The 21,457-nt window shown below is 65.8% G+C and carries 19 protein-coding genes; 8 read left to right on the forward strand and 11 right to left on the reverse strand.

The window, feature by feature from the left end; translation table 11 throughout:
* Positions 1 to 97: 97 nt before the first annotated feature.
* Both ACYJSS_RS03535 and ACYJSS_RS03540 read left to right on the forward strand, forming a co-directional pair.
* Positions 98 to 853, forward strand: a complete 756-nt coding sequence (locus ACYJSS_RS03535; RefSeq protein WP_111260737.1) for a substrate-binding periplasmic protein — start codon at positions 98 to 100, stop codon at positions 851 to 853.
* Positions 854 to 984: 131 nt separating this feature from the next.
* Positions 985 to 1,740 carry a substrate-binding periplasmic protein gene (locus ACYJSS_RS03540; protein ID WP_111260736.1) on the forward strand — a complete coding sequence of 252 codons (756 nt, stop codon included), beginning with the start codon at positions 985 to 987 and terminating at the stop codon, positions 1,738 to 1,740.
* Positions 1,741 to 2,138: 398 nt separating this feature from the next.
* On the opposite strand, the gene ACYJSS_RS03545 is transcribed toward ACYJSS_RS03540, so the two are convergent.
* The 5 genes from ACYJSS_RS03545 to gpmI form a co-directional block, all read right to left on the reverse strand.
* A complete protein-coding gene (locus tag ACYJSS_RS03545; protein WP_111260735.1) occupies positions 2,139 to 3,629 on the reverse strand; it encodes a beta propeller repeat protein in 1,491 nt (496 codons plus the stop codon).
* A 97-nt stretch (positions 3,630 to 3,726) separates the two neighbouring features.
* Positions 3,727 to 4,704 (reverse strand): divergent polysaccharide deacetylase family protein, encoded by a 978-nt coding sequence (locus tag ACYJSS_RS03550; RefSeq protein WP_236204371.1) that lies wholly within the window; start codon positions 4,702 to 4,704, stop codon positions 3,727 to 3,729.
* Between the two features lies 1 nt (position 4,705).
* Positions 4,706 to 6,034: a S41 family peptidase gene (locus tag ACYJSS_RS03555; RefSeq protein ID WP_111264742.1), complete on the reverse strand. Its 1,329-nt coding sequence runs from the start codon at positions 6,032 to 6,034 to the stop codon at positions 4,706 to 4,708.
* 31 nt (positions 6,035 to 6,065) lie between these two features.
* A complete protein-coding gene (locus tag ACYJSS_RS03560) occupies positions 6,066 to 7,325 on the reverse strand; it encodes a murein hydrolase activator EnvC family protein (RefSeq protein WP_111264743.1) in 1,260 nt (419 codons plus the stop codon).
* Positions 7,326 to 7,453: 128 nt separating this feature from the next.
* Positions 7,454 to 8,989, reverse strand: coding sequence for a 2,3-bisphosphoglycerate-independent phosphoglycerate mutase (gene gpmI / locus ACYJSS_RS03565; RefSeq protein WP_111264744.1), 1,536 nt, complete (start codon positions 8,987 to 8,989; stop codon positions 7,454 to 7,456).
* 144 nt (positions 8,990 to 9,133) lie between these two features.
* Here gpmI and ACYJSS_RS03570 point away from each other — a divergent pair, with 144 nt between their 5' ends.
* From ACYJSS_RS03570 to secB, 3 genes are read left to right on the forward strand one after another with little or no spacing between them, the layout of a single operon-like run.
* Positions 9,134 to 9,547: a rhodanese-like domain-containing protein gene (locus tag ACYJSS_RS03570; protein ID WP_111264745.1), complete on the forward strand. Its 414-nt coding sequence runs from the start codon at positions 9,134 to 9,136 to the stop codon at positions 9,545 to 9,547.
* A gap of 2 nt (positions 9,548 to 9,549) precedes the next feature.
* On the forward strand, positions 9,550 to 9,804 hold the full coding sequence (gene grxC / locus ACYJSS_RS03575) for a glutaredoxin 3 (RefSeq protein WP_111264746.1): 255 nt from the start codon (positions 9,550 to 9,552) through the stop codon (positions 9,802 to 9,804).
* A gap of 36 nt (positions 9,805 to 9,840) precedes the next feature.
* Positions 9,841 to 10,326 (forward strand): protein-export chaperone SecB, encoded by a 486-nt coding sequence (gene secB, locus ACYJSS_RS03580; RefSeq protein ID WP_021218677.1) that lies wholly within the window; start codon positions 9,841 to 9,843, stop codon positions 10,324 to 10,326.
* Between the two features lie 64 nt (positions 10,327 to 10,390).
* On the opposite strand, the gene trmL is transcribed toward secB, so the two are convergent.
* Positions 10,391 to 10,852, reverse strand: coding sequence for a tRNA (uridine(34)/cytosine(34)/5-carboxymethylaminomethyluridine(34)-2'-O)-methyltransferase TrmL (gene trmL, locus ACYJSS_RS03585; protein WP_111264747.1), 462 nt, complete (start codon positions 10,850 to 10,852; stop codon positions 10,391 to 10,393).
* Between trmL and ACYJSS_RS03590 the strand changes: the two genes are divergently transcribed.
* On the forward strand, positions 10,851 to 11,291 hold the full coding sequence (locus tag ACYJSS_RS03590) for a hypothetical protein (RefSeq protein ID WP_111264748.1): 441 nt from the start codon (positions 10,851 to 10,853) through the stop codon (positions 11,289 to 11,291). The two genes, trmL and ACYJSS_RS03590, sit on opposite strands and share 2 nt — an antisense overlap.
* An 846-nt stretch (positions 11,292 to 12,137) precedes the next feature.
* On the opposite strand, the gene ntrC is transcribed toward ACYJSS_RS03590, so the two are convergent.
* The 5 genes from ntrC to glnA form a co-directional block, all read right to left on the reverse strand.
* Positions 12,138 to 13,574, reverse strand: a complete 1,437-nt coding sequence (gene ntrC / locus ACYJSS_RS03595) for a nitrogen regulation protein NR(I) (protein WP_111264261.1) — start codon at positions 13,572 to 13,574, stop codon at positions 12,138 to 12,140.
* Positions 13,571 to 14,656: a nitrogen regulation protein NR(II) gene (gene glnL, locus ACYJSS_RS03600; protein WP_111264262.1), complete on the reverse strand. Its 1,086-nt coding sequence runs from the start codon at positions 14,654 to 14,656 to the stop codon at positions 13,571 to 13,573. Before glnL ends, ntrC begins: the two co-directional genes overlap by 4 nt.
* 189 nt (positions 14,657 to 14,845) lie before the next feature.
* Positions 14,846 to 15,466: a DUF4124 domain-containing protein gene (locus tag ACYJSS_RS03605; RefSeq protein ID WP_111264263.1), complete on the reverse strand. Its 621-nt coding sequence runs from the start codon at positions 15,464 to 15,466 to the stop codon at positions 14,846 to 14,848.
* A 3-nt stretch (positions 15,467 to 15,469) separates the two neighbouring features.
* Entirely contained in the window at positions 15,470 to 16,030 is a 561-nt protein-coding gene (locus ACYJSS_RS03610) for a DUF4124 domain-containing protein (protein ID WP_236204370.1), read from the reverse strand.
* Positions 16,031 to 16,242: 212 nt separating this feature from the next.
* Entirely contained in the window at positions 16,243 to 17,649 is a 1,407-nt protein-coding gene (gene glnA, locus ACYJSS_RS03615; protein WP_111264265.1) for a glutamate--ammonia ligase, read from the reverse strand.
* 332 nt (positions 17,650 to 17,981) lie between these two features.
* Between glnA and thiI the strand changes: the two genes are divergently transcribed.
* Both thiI and typA read left to right on the forward strand, forming a co-directional pair.
* The gene (gene thiI, locus ACYJSS_RS03620) at positions 17,982 to 19,436 is read left to right on the forward strand and encodes a tRNA uracil 4-sulfurtransferase ThiI (protein WP_236204369.1); all 1,455 of its coding nucleotides are present in this window, start codon (positions 17,982 to 17,984) and stop codon (positions 19,434 to 19,436) included.
* A 129-nt stretch (positions 19,437 to 19,565) separates the two neighbouring features.
* A complete protein-coding gene (gene typA / locus ACYJSS_RS03625; protein WP_111264267.1) occupies positions 19,566 to 21,383 on the forward strand; it encodes a translational GTPase TypA in 1,818 nt (605 codons plus the stop codon).
* Positions 21,384 to 21,457: the final 74 nt, after the last annotated feature.

Consider the following 21,457-nt stretch of genomic DNA (forward strand, 5'->3'; position numbering starts at 1 on the left):
GATCCGGTTCGCAGCCTGGGCGGCTGACGTCGTTACCCTGTACCCACGGGGACCGAATCAGCGGTTTTTCCCATCCCTCCTTACAAGGTAGTTGTATATGTCGAAACGCCTCCTGCTCGCTCTGGCGGGCACTCTCATGGTGCTGGCCGGATTCGCCCGCGCCGATGTGGATGAGAATTACTCGGTGGTGCTGCTGACGGAGAATTTCCCGCCCTACAACATGGCGATCAACGGAAAGAACTTCGCTCAGGAAGACAACGTCGACGGCATCGCCGTGGACGTGGTGAAGGAAATGTTCAAGCGCGCAGGCATCAAGTACAACCTGACCCTGCGCTTCCCCTGGGAGCGCATCTACAAGCTGGCGCTGGAGAAGCCCGACTACGGCATCTTCGTCACCGCCCGCCTGCCGGAGCGCGAGCAGTCCTTCAAGTGGGTCGGCCCCATCGGCCCGGACGACTGGGTCCTGCTCGCCCGTGGCGACAGCACCATCAGCCTCACCAGCCTGGAGCAGGCCAAGCAATACAAGGTCGGCGCCTACAAGGGCGATGCCATCTCCCAGGCCCTGGCCGAGAAAGGCATCGAGGCAACGACCTCCCTGCGTGACCAGGAGAACGCCAAGAAGCTGGAGAAGGGCCAGATCGACCTCTGGGCCACCGGTGACCCCGCCGGCCGCTACCTGGCCAAGCAGGAAGGCGTCTCGGGCCTGAAGACCGTGCTGCGCTTCAACAAGGCCGAACTGTTCCTGGCGCTGAACAAGGAGACCCCCGACGAGGTGGTCAAGCGCCTGCAGGACGCGCTGGACAAGATGCGCGCCGAGGGCCTGGTCGACCAGATCCTCAACAGCTACCTGTGATACCCAGCGACCGGCCAAGAGCCGGTCGCTTGCCATTGGATGGCAGGACGGGGCGATCCATACGTCCGTGGGCCGAGGCCCATGCAGGGAAGTCGCTAGCCATAACCACAAATTCAAGCGAGCGGATGACAATGCACAAACTGATGAGAAACGCCCTGACCCTGGGCCTGATGTTCCTGGCCTTCGGGGCCCGCGCCGAGCTTCCGGCCGACTACAAGGTCGTGTTGCTGACCGAGAACTTCCCGCCCTTCAACATGGCGGTGGACGACAAGAACTTCGCCCGTGACGACGGCATCGACGGCATCAGCACCGATATCGTCCGCGAGATGTTCAAGCGCGCGAACATCGAATACACCCTCACCCTGCGCTTCCCCTGGGATCGGCTCTATCGCCTGACCCTGGACAAGCCCAACTACGGCCTGTTTTCCACCACCTTCACGCCCGAGCGCCAGCCGCTGTTCAAGTGGGTCGGCCCCGTCGCCAAGACCGGCTGGGTGCTGCTCGCCGCCCCGGGCAACAACATCGCCCTCAAGGACCTGAAGAGCGCCGGCCAGTACCGCATCGGCGCGTACAAGAACGACGCCGTGAGCCAGCACCTGGAAAGCCAGGGCCTGTCCCCGCAGAACGCCCTGCGTGACCAGGAGAACGTGAAGAAGCTGATCAAGGGGCAGATCGACCTGTGGGCCACCACCGACCCGGTCGGCCGCTACCTGGCCAAGCAGGAAGGCGTCACCGGCCTGCAGACCGTGCTGCGCTTCAATGATGCCGAGCTGTACCTGGCCTTCAACAAGGACACCCCGGACGAGGTGATCGAGCGCCTGCAAAAGGCCCTCGACCAGATGCGTGCCGATGGCTTCGTCGACGAAGTGACCAAGAACTACCTGTAACCCCGCCTGCCGCTATCCACCCCGCTGGGTGGGTAGCGCTTGCACCGTTCTGGTGCTTTGACGTTCTGTCGATTAGGCCCCGTGTGCACACGGGCTGCCCATCACCGGGTAAAAATCCGGATTCGTAGAGCGTGGACGTGCCTTGGTCCCTATGAAGGGGCGTAGCCAGACTTCGGCGTGTGGACATAGGGTGTGCCACGCGCACCAGGGGAGCCTGCCAGAAGCACCGTGTGGCGGTGCGCACGGCACACCCCACGGCACGCGTTCATCCTGCTGGGTTCTCAACTCGAATCGTCAGGGGCAGAGCCGATAACTCATGACCACGCCCTAAGGGCGTGGTTTCCCAAGCTCAAATGAACCCCCTCATACGGCTGCTCTGGCAGGCTCTGCCGTGCGCGTCAGTCCAGGCGGTAGCTGTGGATGCGCTTGTCCGGGTTGACGTCGTACCAGTCGCCTTCTGCCCAGAACACCCGGTCGGTGCGCGGGTCCAGCCCCTGCACGCCCAGGTAGCCTTCGATGGCGAGGCGGCTCCAGCTCCGACCCCAGTCACGTGAATAGAACACCGCATCGGAGGAAATGGTCGCCGGCTCGCCGTTGCCCTTTGGGTAGAGCCACAGGGGGACGCTGTAGCTGCTGTCGGTATTGGCCAGCAGAACCCCCTTGCCGATGCTGAACCCGCGCAGGCCGGTGCTGGAGGGCAGCGGCCAGAATGGGCTGGGCAGGCTGCCCCGGGCTTGCCAGTCGAGGGTCTGCCGGTCCAGTTCGGCGACCCGGGTGGCCTCGTCTCCTTCGCGCTCGATCACCGCGATCACGCGCTTGTCGTCGTTGCTCACCACCTCGTCCAGGTGCAGGCCGAACTCCCGTTCCAGCGGGCCCATCCGCCACTGGCCCTGTTCACGTACCAGGCGGGCCTTGCTGGTGACGAACACCGGGGTGGTCAGGTACATGCCGTCGGGCTCGCCGTAGAGAAAGGACTGCGAGACCCAGATCGCCGCGTGCTGGTCGTCGAACTGCCGGATGTGGCTGGTGATGCGGCCGTACTCGCCGTTGTAGTCGCCCCAGTTGACGCCTTCAGGTGCGCGACTGCGGATGGTGTCGAGGCTGACCAGCAGATCGTCGCTGGCGACGATCGCCTCGCGGGTCGCGCCCTGGTCGGGCGAGTAGTAGAGGCCGCCGCGCAGGTTCTCGGGCGCGCCGTAGGCACTGCCGCTCTGCGGCAGGCTGGCCCAGGCCCAGACCTGCCGGTTGTCGAAGAAATAGGGTTCGAGCGCCCAGGCCAGGTCGTTGGCCTCCGCCAGCAGGCCCTGGTCCAGGGGCGCCCAGCTGGCGCCCTGGTCGTCGCTGCGCAGGACCACCGTCTGCCGGATATCCGCCTGCTGCCACTCATCGGGGCGGTTGACGCCGGTGAGCAGGTAAAGGGCGTCGCCATCGGGCGTCGCCACCAGGCAGGCGGTTTCGCCGAGGTGGGCGACCTGGACGAACTCGCCGTTGGCGTCGAGCCGCGACAGGTAGGTGGTCTGCGGATCGCTGGAGAGGCCGCCGCCGAAGAGGCCACCGAAGCCCGAGGGCTCCTCGTCGTCCGGTTCGGCAGCGCCGCCGCGGATCAGTGCATCGAGGTCGATGCCGGGCTGTTCCTCGGCCTTTTCCGCGCGGTCCATTCGGCCGACCAGCCAGGTGTTCTTCGGTGTCGCCAGCACGCCGGTGCAGTATTGCTGGCGGGCCCGTTGCTCGACGCGGCTGGTGGTGCCCACGACCTCTTCGCCCGGGCTGGCGCCGCCGAGTTCCAGCTTGGCGCTGACAATGATCCAGATATAGCCCGTGGGCACCGCCGCGGCGATGGCGAACGCCAGGAGGAGGAGGGCCTTGATCAGGGAAACGCGACGGGACATGGAGCGGCATCCTTGCAGAAGAGGCGCTGAAGCCTAAGTATTCGCCGCACGTTTGCCCAGCCGCGATGCCGGGGAATTTGCGCTGGCGCACGCCGATTCAGCGATAGACGCCGCCCTTGCCGTGGGCCGCCATGGCGCGGTTGCTGCGCAGGGCGATCATCTGCTGCACCCCGATCAGCTCGAAGCCCTGTGCCTTCAGGCGCGGTAGCTCGCGTTCGAGCAGCGCCAGGGTGGCGGGGTGGGGGTGACCGATCATCACCGCCGAGCCTTGCTTGCGGGCGAGCTTGAGCGCGGCTTGGAACTGTGCGGCGATGGCTTCGGGGTGCATGTCGTCGTCGAGGAAGACATCCCGCGAGAGGCTCGCCAGGCCGATCTTCTGCGCTTCGGCGGCGGCCACGGTGGCGGCGCTGGTGCGGCTGTCGATGAAGAAGCGGTGATCGCCCTGCAGGCGGTGCATCAGCCAGGCCATGGCCTGGGGCTGGGCGGTCATGCGGCTGCCCATGTGGTTGTTCAGGCCCTGGGCGTGAGGCACCACGCGCAAGGCGGCGTCGAGGCGCCGCTGCAGTTCGTCCACCGGCATGTCCGGGTGCCAGGCGAAGGGGCCGCCGGCCGGGTCCATGGGCAGGTGCAGCATCACCGTCTTGCCGGCGGCGTGGGCGTTGTTGGCCAACTGGGTGGCGTGGGGCGCATCGGGGATGATCGACAGGGCCACCGGGCCGGGCAGGGCGAGCACGCGTCGATCGCGCTCGGGTGTCTGGCCGAGGTCGTCGATCACCAGGGTCAGGCGCGGGCGGCTGTCGAGCGGGGTGGCCGGAGCGGCGGGAGCGGCCTGCGCCGGCCCGTCGGCCTTGGCGGGCGGTGTTGCCGGGCCTGGGTTGGACGGGGCGGTGGGCGAGGCCGTGGCCGGCTGCTCGGGGCCAAGTCTCAAGGGGCCGGGCTGGATGGGCAGCGCCTGGGCGGGCGCCGCCGGCTCCGGCGCCGCGAGGGGCAGCCGGGGCAGGGGCGGAAGGGGATCGCGGGCCTGGATCGCCGACGCGCCGAGCAGCAGCGCCAGCAGCCAGGCTCCCCGGCTCACCTCAATCCCCGCGGGTGACGTTCAGGCCCTTGAGCAGGTTCAGCGCCTGGTTCAACTGGTAGTCGTCGTCCTGCGGGCGGGCCTGGGCGGCCTTGGCCTTGCCGGAGCTGGGCTTGTCGGCGCCACCGTTGCCGTTGCCGAGGTGGCCGGCGAGGTCGGCTTCCTTGAAGTTCTCGCTGTCCTGTTCGCGGGTCACCTTGGCGCGGGCCACTTCCACGTCGGGGACGATGCCCTGGGCCTGGATGGAGCGGCCGTTGGGGGTGAAGTAGAGCGCGGTGGTGAGCTTCAGGGCGCGGTCGTTGTTCAGCGGCAGCACGGTCTGTACCGAGCCCTTGCCGAAGCTGTCGGTGCCCATCAGCACGCCACGCTTGTGGTCCTGCAGGGCGCCGGCGACGATCTCGGCCGCCGAGGCGCTGCCGCCGTTGATCAGCACCACCAGCGGTACGCCTTCGCTGGCGTCGGCCGGGTCGGCGGAGAAGCGCAGCTCGGAGTTGGCGATGCGGCCCTTGGTGTAGACGATCAGGCCCTTGGTGAGGAAGTGGTCGGCCACCTCCACCGCGGACTGCAGCACGCCGCCGGGGTTGTTGCGCAGGTCGAGGACCAGGCCGGCGAGCTTCTTGTCGCCGTTGTCCTTGCGCAGCTTGGCCAGCGCCTTGCCCACTTCCTCGCCGGTGTTGACCTGGAACTGGGTGATGCGGATGTAGCCGTAGTTCTTGTCCAGCAACTGGCTCTTCACGCTCTTGACCTTGATCACGGCGCGCTTGAGCTCGACGTCGAAGGGCTGGCCGCCCTCGCGTACCAGGGTCAGGACGATGGGGCTGCCGGCCTTGCCGCGCATCTTGTCCACGGCTTCCATCATCGACAGGCCCTTGGTCGGCTGGCCGTCGATCTTGACGATCAGGTCGCCCGGCTGGATGCCGGCCTTGGAGGCGGGGGTGTCGTCGATGGGCGAGACGACCTTGATGAAGCCGTCCTCGGTGCCCACTTCGATGCCCAGGCCGCCGAACTCGCCGCTGGTGCTTTCCTGAAGCTCCTGGAAGGCCTCGGGCTCCAGGTACGCGGAGTGTGGGTCGAGGTTGCTGAGCATGCCCTTGATGGCGTTCTCCAGCAGGGTCTTGTCGTCCACCGGCTCGACGTAGGCGGATTTGATCCGGTCCAGCACCTCGGCGAAGGTGCGCAGCTCGTCCAGGGGCAGCGGTGCCTTGCCGTTCGCCGCCGCTGCCGGGGCGGGCGCCGGCGCTGCGGGCTCCTGGGCGGCGGAGGCGAGCGATGCACCGCCGAGCAGCGCCAGGGCCATGGCCAGGGAGGTAAGGCGGGACAGATGCGGCATGCGAATCAACTCCTACGGAATGAAGTGGCGCTTATCCTTGCGCTCGGCACCACTGCGCGGGGTCGCTGGGGCGGCCCTGCTGGCGGATGGCGAAATACAACGCGGGCGAATCCTGCCCGCCACTGGTGCCGACGGTGGCGATGGACTCCCCCGCCTTGACGATGTCGCCGGCATTTTTCAACAGGCTCTGGTTGTGGCCGTACAGGCTCAGGAAGCCGTTGCCGTGGTCGAGGATGACCAACAGCCCCGCGCCGCGCAACCAGTCGGCGAAGACCACGCGGCCCCCATGCACGGCGCGCACCTGGCTGCCTGCGGCGGCGCCGATCAGTACGCCGTCCCACTTAGTTCGTGCGTCTTCGCCGCGAGGAGTTCCAAATCTCGCAACGAGACGGCCGTCGACCGGCCAGGGCAGCTTGCCCCGGGCACTGGCGAAGGGGCCGCCGAAGTTGCCGCCGGTACTTGAAACCAGGGGGCCGGAGAGGGATTTGGCGGCGGCCGGGGAGCGCTTGAGCTCGTCTTCCTGGCGCTGCCGCTCGGCCAGTTCGCGCTTGCGGGCCTCTTCGGCCTCGCGGGCCTGGCGGGCGAGGGTTTCCTCGATGGTCTTGAGCACGCGGCCCAGCTCGGCCTGCTCCTGCTGGCGGGCCTTGAGCTTCTGGTCGCGGTCGGTCACGTCGCGGTTGAGCTTGGCCAGGGCCAGCTGGCGCTCCTTGCGCAGGCCGGCGAGCTGCTCGCGGCGGCTGTCCAGGGCGCTCTTCTGCTCGATGAGCGCGGCCTGCTGGGTGGCGATGTCGCGCTCGACGTTGGCCAGTTGGCGCAGGGTCTCGTTGAAGGCGTCGAGCTGCTCCAGGCGGGCCTGGCTGAGGTAGTCGTAGTAGGTGAGGGTGCGGGCGAATTTCTCGGGGTGCTGCTGGTTGAGCAGCAGCTTGAGGTATTCCTGCTGGCCACTCTGGTAGGCGGCGCGCGCCTGGATGCCGATCAGCCTCTGCTGTTCAAGGCGCGCGCCCTGGAGCTTTTTTTTCTCCTGGTCCAGGCGCCTCACTTCGCCTTCGCCCTTGTCGAGTTCCTGTTGCAGGTCCTTGACCTGCTTTTCCAGCTGGCCCATCTCGGATTCGGTTTTCTTCAGGTCCGCCTGCACGCCGGACTTCTCCTCCTGCAACTGCTTGAGGAGTTTCTTGAGTTCGGTGACGTCCTTGGCGGCCTGGTCCAGCTGCTGCTGGGTCTGCGCGCGCTCGTCGGCGACGGCCGGCGCGAGCAGGCAGGCAAGGAGAATGAGGGTGAGGGCGCGAAACATGGGGGCGTGCGGCACCAGGGAGGAAGACGGGCCTAGTATGCCCGTCGCGCTCGGCAAAAAAAACGCCCCGAAGCCTGAGCTGCGGGGCGTTCGATGCGAAACCGCGGCGCCGGTGGTCGGCGCGCGGGTCATTTCAGTTCGACGATGCTCTTGCCGGTCATCTCGGCCGGCACCGGCAGGCCCATCAGGGTCAGCAGGGTCGGGGCCACGTCGGCGAGCACGCCGCCTTCGCGCAGGCTGACCTGGCGCTTGCCGTAATAGATGAAGGGCACCGGCTCGCAGGTGTGCGCGGTGTGCGCCTGGCCGGTGGCTTCGTCTTCCATCTGCTCGACGTTGCCGTGGTCGGCGGTGATCAGCGCCTCGCCGCCGACCTTGTCGAGGGCAGCGGTGATGCGGCCCAGGCAGGTGTCCAGGCACTCGACGGCCTTGACCGCGGCTTCGAAGACGCCGGTGTGGCCGACCATGTCGCCGTTGGCGTAGTTCACGATGATCACGTCGTAGCGCAGGTTCTCGATGGCGTCGACGATGCGGTCGGTCACCTCGGGGGCGCTCATCTCCGGCTGCAGGTCGTAGGTGGCGACCTTGGGCGAGGGGATGAGGATGCGCTCTTCGCCCTCGAAGGGCTCCTCGCGGCCGCCGGAGAAGAAGAAGGTCACGTGGGCGTACTTCTCGGTCTCGGCGATGCGCAGCTGGGTCTTGCCGTTGGCCGCGAGGTATTCACCCAGCACGTTGTCCAGGGATTCGGGCTTGAAGGCGCTGGGCGCGGGGATGCTGGCGGCGTACTGGGTCAGCATCACGTAGCCGGCCAGGGCGATTTCGCGCTGGCGCGGGAACTCCTTGAAGCCGGGCTCGACGAAGGCGCGGGACAGCTCGCGGGCGCGGTCGGCACGGAAGTTCATGAAGATGACCGCGTCACCATCCTGCACCGGGGCGGCTTCGCCGATACGGGTGGCCTTGACGAATTCGTCGCTCTCGCCACGCTCGTAGGCGGCGGCCAGGCCCTCACGGGCGCTGGCGGCGGTGAACTCGGCCCGGCCTTCGGTGATCAGGTTGTAGGCGGCTTCGACGCGGTCCCAGCGGTTGTCGCGGTCCATGGCGAAGTAGCGGCCGATCAGGCTGGCGATGCGGCCCTTGCCCAGGCGGGCGAAGGTGGCATCGAGCAGCTCGATGGAGGGCTCGGCGCTTTTCGGCGGGGTGTCGCGGCCGTCGAGGAAGGCGTGCAGGTAGATCTTCTCGGCACCGCGCCGGGCGGCCAGTTCGGCCATGGCGACCAGGTGGTCCTGGTGGCTGTGCACGCCGCCATCGGAAAGCAGGCCCATGAAGTGCACGGCCTTGCCGGCGGCAACGGCCTTGTCCACGGCCTCGACTATCACCGGGTTGGCGAAGAACTCGCCATCACGGATGGATTTGGTGACGCGGGTGAAGTCCTGGTAAACCACGCGGCCGGCGCCGAGGTTCATGTGGCCGACCTCGGAGTTGCCCATCTGCCCGTCCGGCAGGCCCACGTCCATGCCGCTGCCCGAGATCAGGCCGTGCGGCTGGGTGGCCAGCAGGCGGTCATAGACCGGCTTGGTGGCAGCGTAGATGGCGTTGTACTCGGGACTGTCACTGTGACCGAAGCCGTCCAGGATGATCAGAACCAGGGGTTTGGGCGTGGCTGTCATAAGTCCGACTCGCATGGCACAAGAAGATCAAAAAGGGAGCGGCATTTTACGTACAAGTTCCTTGTGCGTCACCGCCGTGCGGGGTTTGGTGGACCTGTGGTGCTGTGTATACTGGCCGGCATTTTACCGTCCCGGGACCCGTCGATGTTCGCCCACCTGATTGAATTTGCCACTAACCACTATGTACTGAGCGCATCCTTCGTCGTCCTGCTGGTGCTCCTGATCGCCCACGAACTGCGCCGTGGCGGCCGCAGCATCAGCACCCGCGAGCTCACAGCGCTGGTCAACAGTGGCCAGGGCGTCGTCCTCGACGTGCGCAGCAACAAGGATTTCTCCAGCGGCCGCATCGTCGACTCGCTGAACATCCCCTACGAAAAGCTGGCTGCTCGCCTTGCGGAGCTGGATAAGCATAAGGACAAGACCATCATAGTGGTCGATACCATGGGCCAGCATGCTGGCACCGTTTGCCGTGACCTGCAGAAAGCCGGTTTCACCGCGTTCAAGCTGTCCGGCGGCATCGGCAGCTGGCGTGGCGAAAACCTGCCGTTGGTGAAGTGAACATGGCTGCCGTCGTCATCTACTCCAGTGACTGGTGCCCCTACTGCATCCGGGCCAAGCAACTGCTCGGCAGCAAGGGCGTCCAGTACGAAGAGATCCGCGTCGATGGCAAGCCCGACGTCCGCGCCGAGATGACCCGCAAGGCGGGCCGCACCTCGGTGCCGCAGATATGGATCGGTTCGACCCATGTGGGCGGCTGTGACGACCTTTATGCCCTTGAGCGGGCGGGCAAGCTGGATGCTCTGCTCAAGGCGTGACCGAACTTTAAAACGTACGAACAAGAAGGCTCTGCCATGACTGAACAAGCAAGCAACGGCGCTTCCCAGGAAGCACAGAACCCGCAATTCTCGCTGCAGCGCATCTACGTGCGTGACCTGTCGTTCGAGGCCCCCAAGAGCCCCGAGATCTTCCGCCAGGAGTGGACCCCGAGCGTGGCGCTGGACCTCAACACCCGCCAGAAGTCGCTGGACGGCGATTTCCACGAGGTGGTGCTGACCCTTTCCGTGACCGTGAAGAACGGCGAAGAGACCGCCTTCATCGCTGAAGTGCAGCAGGCCGGCATCTTCCTGATCAAGGGCCTGGACGCGGCTTCCATGAGCCACACCCTGGGCGCCTTCTGCCCGAACATCCTGTTCCCCTACGCCCGCGAAACCCTGGACAGCCTCGTCGTACGTGGCTCGTTCCCGGCGCTGATGCTGGCCCCGGTGAACTTCGACGCCCTGTACGCGCAGGAAATGGCGCGCCTGCAGGCCGCCGGCGAAGCGCCGGCCAACGCCTGATCCGCGCTGGATGAAGAAAAAGCGCCCCTCGGGGCGCTTTTTTGTGGGCGCCTGATCGCCCGGCTCAGTCCAGGCTGAAGCCGTGCTGGCGCCAGGCCTCGTAGACCGCCACGGCCACGCTGTTGGACAGGTTCAGGCTGCGGCAGCCGGGACGCATGGGCAGGCGCAGGCGCTGCTCGGGCGGCAGGGCCTCGCGCACTTCTTCCGGCAGGCCGCGGCTTTCCGGGCCGAAGAGGAAAGCGTCGCCCTTCTCGAAGGCGACCTCGTGGAACAACCGGGTGCCCTTGGTGGTGAAGGCGAACACGCGGGGGTGGCCCAGGCTCGCCAGGCAGCTCTCCAGGTCGGCGTGGCGCTGCAGGGTGGCGTACTCGTGGTAGTCCAGCCCGGCGCGACGCAGGCGCTTGTCGTCGAGCTCGAAACCCAGGGGTTCGACCAGGTGCAGGTGGCAGCCCGAGTTGGCGCACAGCCTGATAATGTTGCCGGTGTTCGGCGGAATTTCCGGTTGAAAAAGGATGACGTGAAACATGCGTGGCCCCCTGCCCCAAAACCGGCGGCATTCTACTCCCGATGAAGACCCGAGGCGGCGCATGTGGCCGCGGTTTTTGGGGTCGCTGGCGATTTTCGGACTGCTGGTCGGGCTGATGATCGGCCGCCTGACCGCGCCGGGGCCGATCCACCTGGAGCGGGTGGAGGCGTTGCCCGACGGGCTGGCGCTGTGGTTCGACGGCGAGCCGCGCCAGCGGGCCGAACACATGGACGGGGCGCTGGCCTTTGTCTTCGACGCCAGCGCCGAGCCGCAGAAGGGCCGCCTGCAATTGGGCGGCAAGGCGTTGAACTGGCGCTTGCAGATGACCCGCAATGGGTTGCTGTTGCACTTCGTGGCGACCCGCCCCCTGCATGGGGAGTGGAGTGGAGCCGAGGTGGACGGCAAGTGGCGGCTGCAGATCAGCCTGCGGGAGGGATAAGAAAGGGGATGCCCCGGCCTGCCTGTACCAAGGTCCCCGAAACGGGTCGTCGCTGCTGTCCGGTGCCGTTGTCTCGGCTCCCGGGCGGGATAAGAAAGGGGAATCCCCGGCCTGCCTGTACCTGGGCCCCCGAAACGGGTCGTCGCTGCGCTGTCCGGGCTCGAAGCCGTCGTGACAGCGTGGCGCTGTAAGAAAGGGGATTCCCCGGCCTGCCTGTACCAAGGCCCCCAAAACCATCGTCCTTCACAGCTCGCCCGCGGAGCTCGGCTCGACGCGATGGCGGTGGCAGCGAAGGGTCTTGCATAAAAGAGGGATCCCCGGCCTGCCTGTACCAAGGTCCCCGAAACGGGTTGTCTCTACCAATGCAGAGGCTGTGCCAGTTTTCGCATTCGGCCTCTTTCCACCTCCGTTGGATTCCCCGTCACATGGCCAGAGGCCCCGTATTCATTGGGCTCTGGCCTTTCCTGGCTTTTCCGGGCGGATCACGGAATGCCCTGTTCCAGGCAGGCGGCAGTCAGCTCCTGAACATTTTCTGAGCACATTTTTGATGCGCCGAAGCGGTGCATGGCACCAGTCGTGAACGTTTTCCCCCGGCTGCCGCCTGCGCGGGTGCGCCCTGGACAGGGGGCGGGTGGGCCTCGAGCTGGCTTCATGGGGAAAACGCGGGGGAGGGGAGCAGGAGCGAATCCATTCGCGGGCGGCCTTTCCGAGGGGCTTCCATGGACCGGCTGGCGGTCCGTCGCGAACGAACTCGCTCCTACAACGCGGTGAGGCGGGGGGGCCGCCTGAAATGCGTCGCGGGCCAGCAGGCCCGCGAGGTCGGAGTGGAGGGTGGAGCAGGGCGGATCAGGCGTCGTCGCCGTCGTCCTCGTCGCCGCCATCCACCTTCATGCCCAGTTCCTTGATCTTGCGGGTGAGGGTGTTGCGGCCCCAGCCCAGCAGCACGGCGGCGTCGCGGCGACGGCCCGCGGTGTGCTTGAGCGCGGTCTCGATCATGATCCGCTCGAAGGACGGCACGGCGCTGTCCAGCAGGCTGGACTGGCCGCGGGCGAGCGCCTGGTCGGCCCACTGGCGCAGGGCCTGCTCCCAGTTGGTGACCGGCGCCGCGTCCTGGGGCTGGGTCAGCAGTTCCGGCGGCAGGTCGTCCACGTGGACTTCGCGACCCGAGGCCATCACGGTGATCCAGCGGCAGGTGTTCTCCAGCTGGCGCACGTTGCCCGGCCAGGGCAGGTTCTTCAGGTATTCCTCGGTCTCCGGCTTGAGCAGCTTGGGCTCCACGGCCAACTCCTGGGCCGCACGGGCGAGGAAGTGGCGGGCCAGCGCCGGGATGTCCTCGCGGCGGTCGGACATGCGCGGGATATGGATGCGGATGACGTTGAGGCGGTGGAACAGGTCTTCGCGGAACTTGCCGGCCTGCACCAGGTTTTCCAGGTTCTGGTGGGTGGCGGCGATGATGCGCACGTCCACCTTCACCGGGGTATGGCCGCCCACGCGGTAGAACTCGCCATCGGCCAGCACCCGCAGCAGGCGGGTCTGGGTGTCGGCGGGCATGTCGCCGATCTCGTCGAGGAACAGGGTGCCGCCGTCGGCCTGCTCGAAGCGGCCGCGACGCTGGTTGGCCGCGCCGGTGAAGGCGCCCTTCTCGTGGCCGAACAGCTCGGATTCCATCAGGTCCTTGGGGATCGCCGCCATGTTCAGGGCGATGAAGGGCGAGGCGGCGCGCGGGCTGTGGCGATGCAGCGCATGGGCCACCAGCTCCTTGCCGGTACCGGATTCACCGTTGATCAGCACGGTGATATTGGAGTGGCTGAGGCGGCCGATGGCGCGGAACACCTCCTGCATCGCCGGCGCCTCGCCGATGATCTCGGGGGTGCGCGGCTGGTTGGCCGGGGCTTCCAGGCTCTGCTGCTCCTGGGCGTGCTGGTTGGCGCGCTTGACCAGGGAGACCGCCTCGTCGACGTCGAAGGGCTTGGGCAGGTATTCGAAGGCGCCGCCCTGGTAGGACGCCACGGCGCTGTCCAGGTCCGAGTGGGCGGTCATGATGATCACCGGCAGGCGCGGGTGCAGTTCGCGGATGCGCGCCAGCAGGTCCAGGCCGCTGGCGCCGGGCATGCGGATGTCGGAGATGATCACGTCCGGCTGCTGGCGGGTCAGGCGGGTGAGCACGCTGTCGGCGCTTTCGAAACTCTGGGTGGTCATGCCTTCCTGTTGCAGGGCCTTTTCCAGGACCCAGCGGATGGAGCGGTCGTCGTCGACGATCCAGACAGTTTCACTACGAGTCATGAGGATGCGGCTCCTTGTTCCAGCGGCAGGAAGATCGAGAAGACGGTGTGGCCGGGATGGCTTTCGCACTCGATCAGCCCCTGGTGCTGGCTGATGATGTTCTGGGCGATGGCCAGCCCGAGCCCGGTACCGTCCGGGCGCCCGCTGACCATGGGGTAGAAGATGGTTTCCTGCAGTTCGGGCGGGATGCCCGGGCCGTTGTCGATGATCTCCACCTTGGTCACCAGGCGGTGCCGGGTGTGGCCGATGGTGAACTGGCGCAGGGTGCGCGAACGCAGGGTGATGCGCCCGAGGCGCAGGTCGTTGTTGGCGGAGATGGCCTGCATGGCGTTGCGCACGATATTGAGCACGGCCTGGATCATCTGTTCACGGTCGATGAGCACGTCCGGGATGCTCGGGTCATAGTCGCGCACCAGGGTGATGCCGCCCTGGCTCTCCGCTTCCACCAGGCTGCAGACACGCTCCAGCACTTCGTGGACGTTGGTCATCGCCAGCGATGGCAGCTTGTTGGAGCCGAGCATGCGGTCCACCAGGTTACGCAGGCGATCGGCCTCCTCGATGATGACGTTGGTGTAGTCCTTCAGGTGCTCTTCCGGCAGCTCGCGGGAAAGCAGCTGGGCGGCGCCACGGATACCGCCCAGGGGGTTCTTGATCTCATGGGCGAGGCCGCGCACCAGCAACTTGGTGGTTTCCTGCTTGGACAGCTGGGCCTCTTCCTTGGTGATACGCAACAGCCGGTCGCGCGGGTGCACTTCCAGCAGCAGCAGGGTAGCGCCCTTGTTGAGGATGGGCGTCACCGCGTAGTCCACCGTCAGGGTCTGCCCGGCGAGGGAGGTGAGCATGGCCTCGCGCTTGGTGAAGGGGTGCGCCTGTTCCACCGCCTGGCGCAGCGAGGTCAGGGCCTCGGGCGACTCGGTGAACAGCTCGCTGATGAACTGGCCGTGGCTGCGTTGGCCGCTGACGGCCAGGAGCATCTCGGCCGCGGGGTTCATGTACTCGAGCCGCAGGTCGGCGTTGAGCAGGATCACCGCAGTGGTCAGGTTGTCGAGCAGCAGTCGGTGCAGGGCGTCGTTGATGGTCATAGGTCGGGCATCTCGGCGATGGGCAGGAAAATGCAAGAAGCAAACCAAGCCCTGAAAAGACGCGCTGGAACAGGCCGCCAGCCGCTTGCGGCTGCTTTTCAGCGCAGTGCGGCCGCATGTGGGCGAACCAAAATGGGGAGAGTATAGAAATCGGTGCAGCCTGGCGCACCATTGCGGTGCGCCGCGCAATCAGAAGAACGGGAGGATGCCGATGATGCCCTTGTCCGGCTCCTTGGGCTTGTCCTTGAGCGGGCATTCGGGGCGGACACCGTAATCGGCCTTCTGGCAGGGGCGCGCCTGGCGCTTCTGCGCCAGGGTGATGCGCATGATGTGCACCGGCTGGTTCGGTGTGCGCTCCACCACCCGCTGCTTGTCGTCGATGATCTCCACCGCCAGCTGGTGCGTGCCGCGATCCAGGTTGGTCAGTGGGAACACCGGGCTGCGGCCGGGTTCACCCTGGGCCTTGCCGTCCAGCACCAGGCGGTAGTTGTGGCCGTCGCGCAGGCCGGGCTCGCTCATGGCGGTGACGATGAGGTTGCCCTCCATGTCGCGCACCGTGGCGTCCGGCTCGGGCACCAGGATGCGCAGCACCTGGTAGCCCAGCTCGCGGGGGATGGCGGCGGGCGGCAATACGGCCGGGGCCGCCGGCTGGGCGGTCATGCCGTTGGAGGGCGCCAGTTCGATGCGCTCGGCGTTGCCGGGCTTGGGCCGGTCGGTGAAGACGCGGTTACCTTCCTCGTCGATGTAGGTGTAGACCTGGGCCATCGCCGGCAGGCAGGCGAACAGCAGGCAGAACAGGATCGTGCGCATGGGTCAGGTGGCTGGCTTCGGAGTGGGTTTCGGAGGGGGTGGCGGGCGCAGCGCCGGGCTGCTGGTGTTGACCCGCTGCACGGTGAAGGTGACGGTTTCGCTCTGTTGCACGACCTGGTCGCCTGCGAGCACCTGGACCGCGAGGCTGTGCTCGCCACGGTCGGCGTTGATCACCTGCAGGCGCGGCACGTTGACCCTCTGGCCCTCGGGCTTGCCGTCCAGCAGCAGTTGCAGCCGGTGGCCGGTGCGCAGGCGCGGAACCAGGTGCACGCCGACGGAGAAGGTGCCGTTGTTGGCGCGCAGGGCTTCGTCGCTGGGGACGTCGGTCAGGCGCAGTTCCTGGTACGCCGCTTCGGCTGCCTGGTCCTTCGCGGCGGCGGCCGGGGCGGAGGGCTTCTGCGCTTCCACGGTGTTGGGGGTGGGCAGGGTGACCTCTTCGGTCCTGGTGCCATCCGGCGGCTGGTTGGTGAAGACGGTATTGCCGTTGGCGTCGGTGTACTTGTAGATCTGCGCCGTGGCGGGGAGCGTCAGCGACAGCAGCAGGCAGGCGAGCAGGAGGCGCATGGGCCGGTCTCCTCTGGATGATGCCGCTAAGCCTTGCACCCGCGCGCCAAGCTGGCAAGTTCGGCCTGATGCGGCTGTGCGGCGCAGCCGGAAAATCGCTCGGTTCGAGGGCGTTGTTGCACGCAATCCATGCCACAAAAAAAGAGGCCTCCCGAAGGAGGCCTCTCAGTCCGCGCCGCTTGCGCGGCACGTTGCCTATGCAGGCAGCTGGATCAGACGCTGTAGTACAGGTCGTATTCCAGCGGGTGCACGAAGGTGCGCACCTTGATTTCTTCTTCGCTCTTCAGCTCGATGTAGGCATCGATGAAGTCGTCGCTGAACACGCCGCCCTTGGTCAGGAACGCACGGCCCTTGTCCAGCTCTTCCAGCGCCTCTTTCAGGCTGCCGCAAACCTGCGGGATCTCTTTCGCCTCTTCCGGCGGCAGGTCGTACAGGTTCTTGTCGGCGGCATCGCCGGGGTGGATCTTGTTCTGGATGCCGTCCAGGCCGGCCATCAGCAGGGCGGCGAAGGCCAGGTAGGGGTTGGCAGCCGGGTCCGGGAAGCGCGCTTCGATGCGGCGGGCTTTCGGGCTGGATACGTACGGGATGCGGATCGAGGCGGAACGGTTGCGGGCGGAGTAGGCCAGCATGACCGGGGCTTCGAAGCCGGGAACCAGGCGCTTGTACGAGTTGGTCGACGGGTTGGTGAAACCGTTCAGGGCCTTGCCGTGCTTGATGATGCCGCCGATGAAGTACAGGGCGGTGTCGGACAGGCCGGCATAGCCTTCACCTGCGAAGGTGTTCTTGCCGTCTTTGGCGATCGACAGGTGCACGTGCATGCCCGAGCCGTTGTCGCCATACAGCGGCTTCGGCATGAAGGTGGCGGTCTTGCCATAGGCATCGGCCACGTTGTGCACGCAGTACTTCAGGGTCTGGACTTCGTCAGCCTTGGCGACCAGGGTGTTGAACTTCACGCCGATTTCGTTCTGGCCGGCAGTCGCCACTTCGTGGTGGTGAACTTCGATGACCAGGCCCATCTCTTCCATGGCGTTGCACATGGCGGTACGGATTTCGTGGTCGTGGTCGCACGGCGGAACCGGGAAGTAACCGCCCTTGACGGCCGGGCGGTGGCCCTTGTTGCCGCCTTCGACGTCCTGGTCGGTCATCCAGGAGCCTTGCTCGGAGTAGATCTTGAACATGGAGCCGGAGATGTCGGACTTGAACTTCACTTCGTCGAAGATGAAGAACTCGGGTTCCGGGCCGACGAAGACGGTGTCACCGATACCGGTGGTCTTCAGGTACTCCTCGGCGCGCTTGGCGATGGAGCGCGGGTCGCGGTCGTAGCCCTGCATGGTGCTCGGCTCGATGATGTCGCAGACCAGGATCAGGGTCGGCTCTTCGGTGAACGGATCGAGCACGGCGGTGCTGTCGACCGGCAGCAGGATCATGTCGGAGGCTTCGATGCCTTTCCAGCCGTGGATGGACGAGCCGTCGAACATCTTGCCGACTTCGAAGAACTCGTCGTCGAGTGCGTCGCGTGCCGGCATGGTCACGTGGTGCTGCTTGCCTTTGGTATCGGTGAAGCGCAGGTCTACCCACTTCACGTCATGGTCTTTGATCAGTTGAAGCGACTTCGACATGGTGTCCTCCAGGTGAATGGGGAGCTGGAAAAGTTTGAGCCCCCGATAAAAGGTGAAGCCGGGGCGGCATGGTCCGCCAGGGCAACCTGCCTCACAAGGGAGCAAATTGCGTGCCAGTGCCCTGGAATGGGCAAGAGCCCTAGAACACAGGCAGGCCGGGGGCTGAAGAATGATTGTGTACATTTTTGCGCACCAATTCCGTGCTCCGCACGTCGTGATTGCACCTGTTTGGTGCGCGATCAGGAGGTGTGATTGATTTTGGTCAAAGCTTGAACAATTTCCGCTATAATCCGCGCCCCTCTTTTTCCGTTGTCCCAGCAAGCGCTGTTTTCATGAAACTCATCATCAAGGTCTTCCCCGAAATCACCATCAAGAGCCGGCCGGTGCGCAAGCATTTCATCCGCCAGCTCGCGAAGAACATTCGCGTGGTGCTGCGTGATCTCGACCCGGAAGTCGAAGTGAGCGGCATCTGGGACAACCTGGAGCTGGTCACGACGCAAACCGATCCGAAGCTCCTCGCCGAGATGATCGAGCGCCTCACCTGCACCCCGGGCATCACCCACTTCCTCGAGGTCAACGAGTACCCGCTCGGCGACTTCGACGACGTGCTGGAAAAGTGCAAGCTGCACTACGCCGACCAGATCCCCGGGAAGATCTTCTCCGTGCGCTGCAAGCGCGCCGGCAAGCACACCTTCACCTCGATGGAGCTGGAGAGCCACGTGGGCAGCCGCCTGCGTCGCGAATGCAACGCCGCCGGCATCTCGCTGAAGAACCCGGAAGTGGAAGTGCGCATCGAGGTGCGCGACCAGCGCCTGTTCGTCATCCATCACCAGCACGACGGCCTCGGCGGCTACCCGCTGGGTTCGCTGGAGCAGACCCTGGTGCTCATGTCCGGCGGTTTCGATTCCACCGTCGCCGCCTACCAGATGATGCGTCGTGGCCTGATGGCGCACTTCTGCTTCTTCAACCTCGGTGGCCGCGCCCACGAGCTGGGCGTGATGGAAGTGGCCCACTACCTGTGGGAGAAGTTCGGCCGCTCCCAGCGCGTGCTGTTCATCAGCGTGCCGTTCGAGGAAGTGGTGGCCGAGATCCTCGGCAAGGTCGACAACAGCCAGATGGGCGTGATCCTCAAGCGCATGATGCTGCGGGTCTCCACGCGCATGGCCGAGCAGTTGCGCATCGAGGCGCTGGTCACGGGCGAGGCCATCTCCCAGGTGTCCAGCCAGACCCTGCCGAACCTCTCGGTGATCGACTCGGCCACCGACATGCTGGTGCTGCGCCCGCTGATCGCCAGCCACAAGCAGGACATCATCGACACCGCCACCCGCATCGGCACCGCCGAGTTCGCCAAGCACATGCCCGAGTACTGCGGCGTGATCTCGGTGAATCCGACCACCCGCGCCAAGCAGAGCCGCATCGAATACGAAGAGGCGCAGTTCGACATGGCCGTGCTGGAGCGTGCCTTCGAGCGTGCCCGCCTGATCCCCATCGACCGCGTGATCGAGGAACTGGGCCAGGACCTGAAGGTGGAAGAGGTCGGCGAGGCGCTGCCGGGCCAGATCGTCATCGACATCCGCCATCCGGATGCCCAGGAAGATGAACCGCTGGAGTTGCCCGGCATCGAAGTCCAGGCCCTGCCGTTCTACGCCATCAACAGCCGCTTCAAGGAACTGGACGAAAACCGCCAGTACCTCCTGTATTGCGATAAAGGCGTCATGAGCCGCCTGCATGCTCACCATCTGCTCAGCGAGGGGCATGCCAATGTGCGCGTTTATCGCCCGGCCTAAACAGCCCGGGCTGTATGGCGGCAGCATCCGCCACCGCCCCCCCGACCAGTGGGTGGGCTGAATCGAACGTTTTTCATACAGGCCGCCTAGACTCAGCGGCGAACCGAATCCTCTGATCGAGATACACAAGTGATCGAAAAACTACGCAACATCGCCATCATCGCCCACGTCGACCACGGCAAGACCACCCTCGTCGACAAGCTGCTGAAGCTCTCCGGCACCCTCGACCGCAAAGAAGCGGAATCCGAGCGCGTGATGGACTCCAACGACCAGGAGAAAGAGCGCGGCATCACCATCCTGGCGAAGAACACCGCCATCAAGTGGAACGGCTACAACATCAACATCGTCGACACCCCCGGCCACGCCGACTTCGGCGGTGAGGTCGAGCGCGTGATGTCGATGGTCGACTCCGTGCTGCTGGTGGTCGACGCCCAGGACGGCCCCATGCCGCAGACCCGCTTCGTGACCCAGAAGGCCTTCAAGGCCGGCCTGCGTCCGATCGTCGTGGTCAACAAGATCGACCGTCCGGGCGCGCGCCCTGACTGGGTCATCGACCAGATCTTCGACCTGTTCGACAACCTCGGCGCCACCGACGAGCAGCTCGACTTCCCGATCGTCTACGCCAGCGCCCTGAACGGCATCGCCGGTCTCGACCACGAGAAGATGGACGACAACATGGACGCGCTGTTCCAGGCGATCATCGACCACGTCCCGGTTCCGGACGTCGACGTCGATGGCCCGTTCCAGATGCAGATCTCCCAGCTGGACTACAACAGCTTCCTCGGCGTGATCGGCATCGGCCGCATCGCCCGCGGCAAGATCAAGTCCAACACCCCGGTGGTCGCCATCAGCGACGACGGCACCAAGCGCAACGGCCGCATCCTGAAGATCATGGGTCACTCCGGCCTGCAGCGCGTCGAAGTCGCCGAAGCCGAAGCCGGCGACATCGTCTGCGTCAGCGGCATGGAAGAGCTGTTCATCTCCGACACCCTGTGCGACCCGCAGAACGTCGAAGCCCGTCCGCCCCTGACCGTCGACCAGCCCACCGTGAGCATGACCTTCCAGGTTAACGACTCGCCCTTCGCCGGCAAGGAAGGCAAGTTCGTCACCAGCCGCAACATCAAGGACCGCCTGGAGAAGGAACTGCTGCACAACGTCGCCCTGCGCGTCGAAGCGGGCGAGTCCGCCGAGAAGTTCAAGGTCTCCGGCCGCGGTGAACTGCACCTGTCCGTACTGATCGAAACCATGCGCCGCGAAGGCTTCGAGATGGCCGTGGGCCGTCCGGAAGTGGTGATCATCGAGAAGGACGGCGAGAAGCAGGAGCCCTACGAGAACGTCACCATCGACATCGAAGAGCAGCACCAGGGCTCGGTGATGGAGCAGATGGGCCTGCGCAAGGGCGATCTGACCAACATGATCCCCGACGGCAAGGGCCGTGTGCGCCTGGAATACACCATCCCGGCGCGTGGCCTGATCGGCTTCCGCAACAACTTCCTGACCCTGACCTCGGGCACCGGCATCCTGACCTCGACCTTCAGCCACTACGGCCCGATCAAGGCCGGCGAAGTCAGCAACCGTCAGAACGGCGTACTGGTCTCCATGGCCACCGGCACCGCCCTGACCTACTCGCTGGAAACCCTGCAGAGCCGCGGCAAGCTGTTCCTGGCCCCGGGCGACGAGATCTACGAAGGCCAGCTGGCCGGCATCAACAGCCGTGACAACGACCTGGTGATCAACCCCACCAAGGGCAAGAAGCTCGACAACATGCGCGCTTCCGGCAAGGACGAAGTCATCGCCCTGGTTCCGCCGATCAAGTTCACCCTGGAACAGGCGCTGGAATTCATCGCCGACGACGAGCTGGTGGAAGTGACGCCGAAGTCCATCCGCCTGCGCAAGAAAATGCTGAACGAGAACGACCGCAAGCGCTACGAGCGCAGCAAGGTCTGATCTCCGATCAGTAACTGAAAAGCCCCCGCCGGAGCGATCCGGCGGGGGCTTTTCATTGAGAGGCCTGCCGCCCC

It is taken from the genome of Pseudomonas sp. No.21, from assembly GCF_054558415.1.

What these genes read in the sequence shown, in the direction of transcription:
- ACYJSS_RS03535 (WP_111260737.1), top strand. Translation starts at nt 98, where the DNA reads ATGTCGAAACGCCTCCTGCTCGCTCTGGCGGGCACTCTCATGGTGCTG.
- ACYJSS_RS03540 (WP_111260736.1), top strand. Translation starts at nt 985, where the DNA reads ATGCACAAACTGATGAGAAACGCCCTGACCCTGGGCCTGATGTTCCTG.
- ACYJSS_RS03545 (WP_111260735.1), bottom strand. Translation starts at nt 3,629, where the DNA reads ATGTCCCGTCGCGTTTCCCTGATCAAGGCCCTCCTCCTCCTGGCGTTC.
- ACYJSS_RS03555 (WP_111264742.1), bottom strand. Translation starts at nt 6,034, where the DNA reads ATGCCGCATCTGTCCCGCCTTACCTCCCTGGCCATGGCCCTGGCGCTG.
- ACYJSS_RS03560 (WP_111264743.1), bottom strand. Translation starts at nt 7,325, where the DNA reads ATGTTTCGCGCCCTCACCCTCATTCTCCTTGCCTGCCTGCTCGCGCCG.
- gpmI (WP_111264744.1), bottom strand. Translation starts at nt 8,989, where the DNA reads ATGACAGCCACGCCCAAACCCCTGGTTCTGATCATCCTGGACGGCTTC.
- ACYJSS_RS03570 (WP_111264745.1), top strand. Translation starts at nt 9,134, where the DNA reads ATGTTCGCCCACCTGATTGAATTTGCCACTAACCACTATGTACTGAGC.
- grxC (WP_111264746.1), top strand. Translation starts at nt 9,550, where the DNA reads ATGGCTGCCGTCGTCATCTACTCCAGTGACTGGTGCCCCTACTGCATC.
- secB (WP_021218677.1), top strand. Translation starts at nt 9,841, where the DNA reads ATGACTGAACAAGCAAGCAACGGCGCTTCCCAGGAAGCACAGAACCCG.
- ACYJSS_RS03590 (WP_111264748.1), top strand. Translation starts at nt 10,851, where the DNA reads ATGCGTGGCCCCCTGCCCCAAAACCGGCGGCATTCTACTCCCGATGAA.
- trmL (WP_111264747.1), bottom strand. Translation starts at nt 10,852, where the DNA reads ATGTTTCACGTCATCCTTTTTCAACCGGAAATTCCGCCGAACACCGGC.
- ntrC (WP_111264261.1), bottom strand. Translation starts at nt 13,574, where the DNA reads ATGACTCGTAGTGAAACTGTCTGGATCGTCGACGACGACCGCTCCATC.
- glnL (WP_111264262.1), bottom strand. Translation starts at nt 14,656, where the DNA reads ATGACCATCAACGACGCCCTGCACCGACTGCTGCTCGACAACCTGACC.
- ACYJSS_RS03605 (WP_111264263.1), bottom strand. Translation starts at nt 15,466, where the DNA reads ATGCGCACGATCCTGTTCTGCCTGCTGTTCGCCTGCCTGCCGGCGATG.
- ACYJSS_RS03610 (WP_236204370.1), bottom strand. Translation starts at nt 16,030, where the DNA reads ATGCGCCTCCTGCTCGCCTGCCTGCTGCTGTCGCTGACGCTCCCCGCC.
- glnA (WP_111264265.1), bottom strand. Translation starts at nt 17,649, where the DNA reads ATGTCGAAGTCGCTTCAACTGATCAAAGACCATGACGTGAAGTGGGTA.
- thiI (WP_236204369.1), top strand. Translation starts at nt 17,982, where the DNA reads ATGAAACTCATCATCAAGGTCTTCCCCGAAATCACCATCAAGAGCCGG.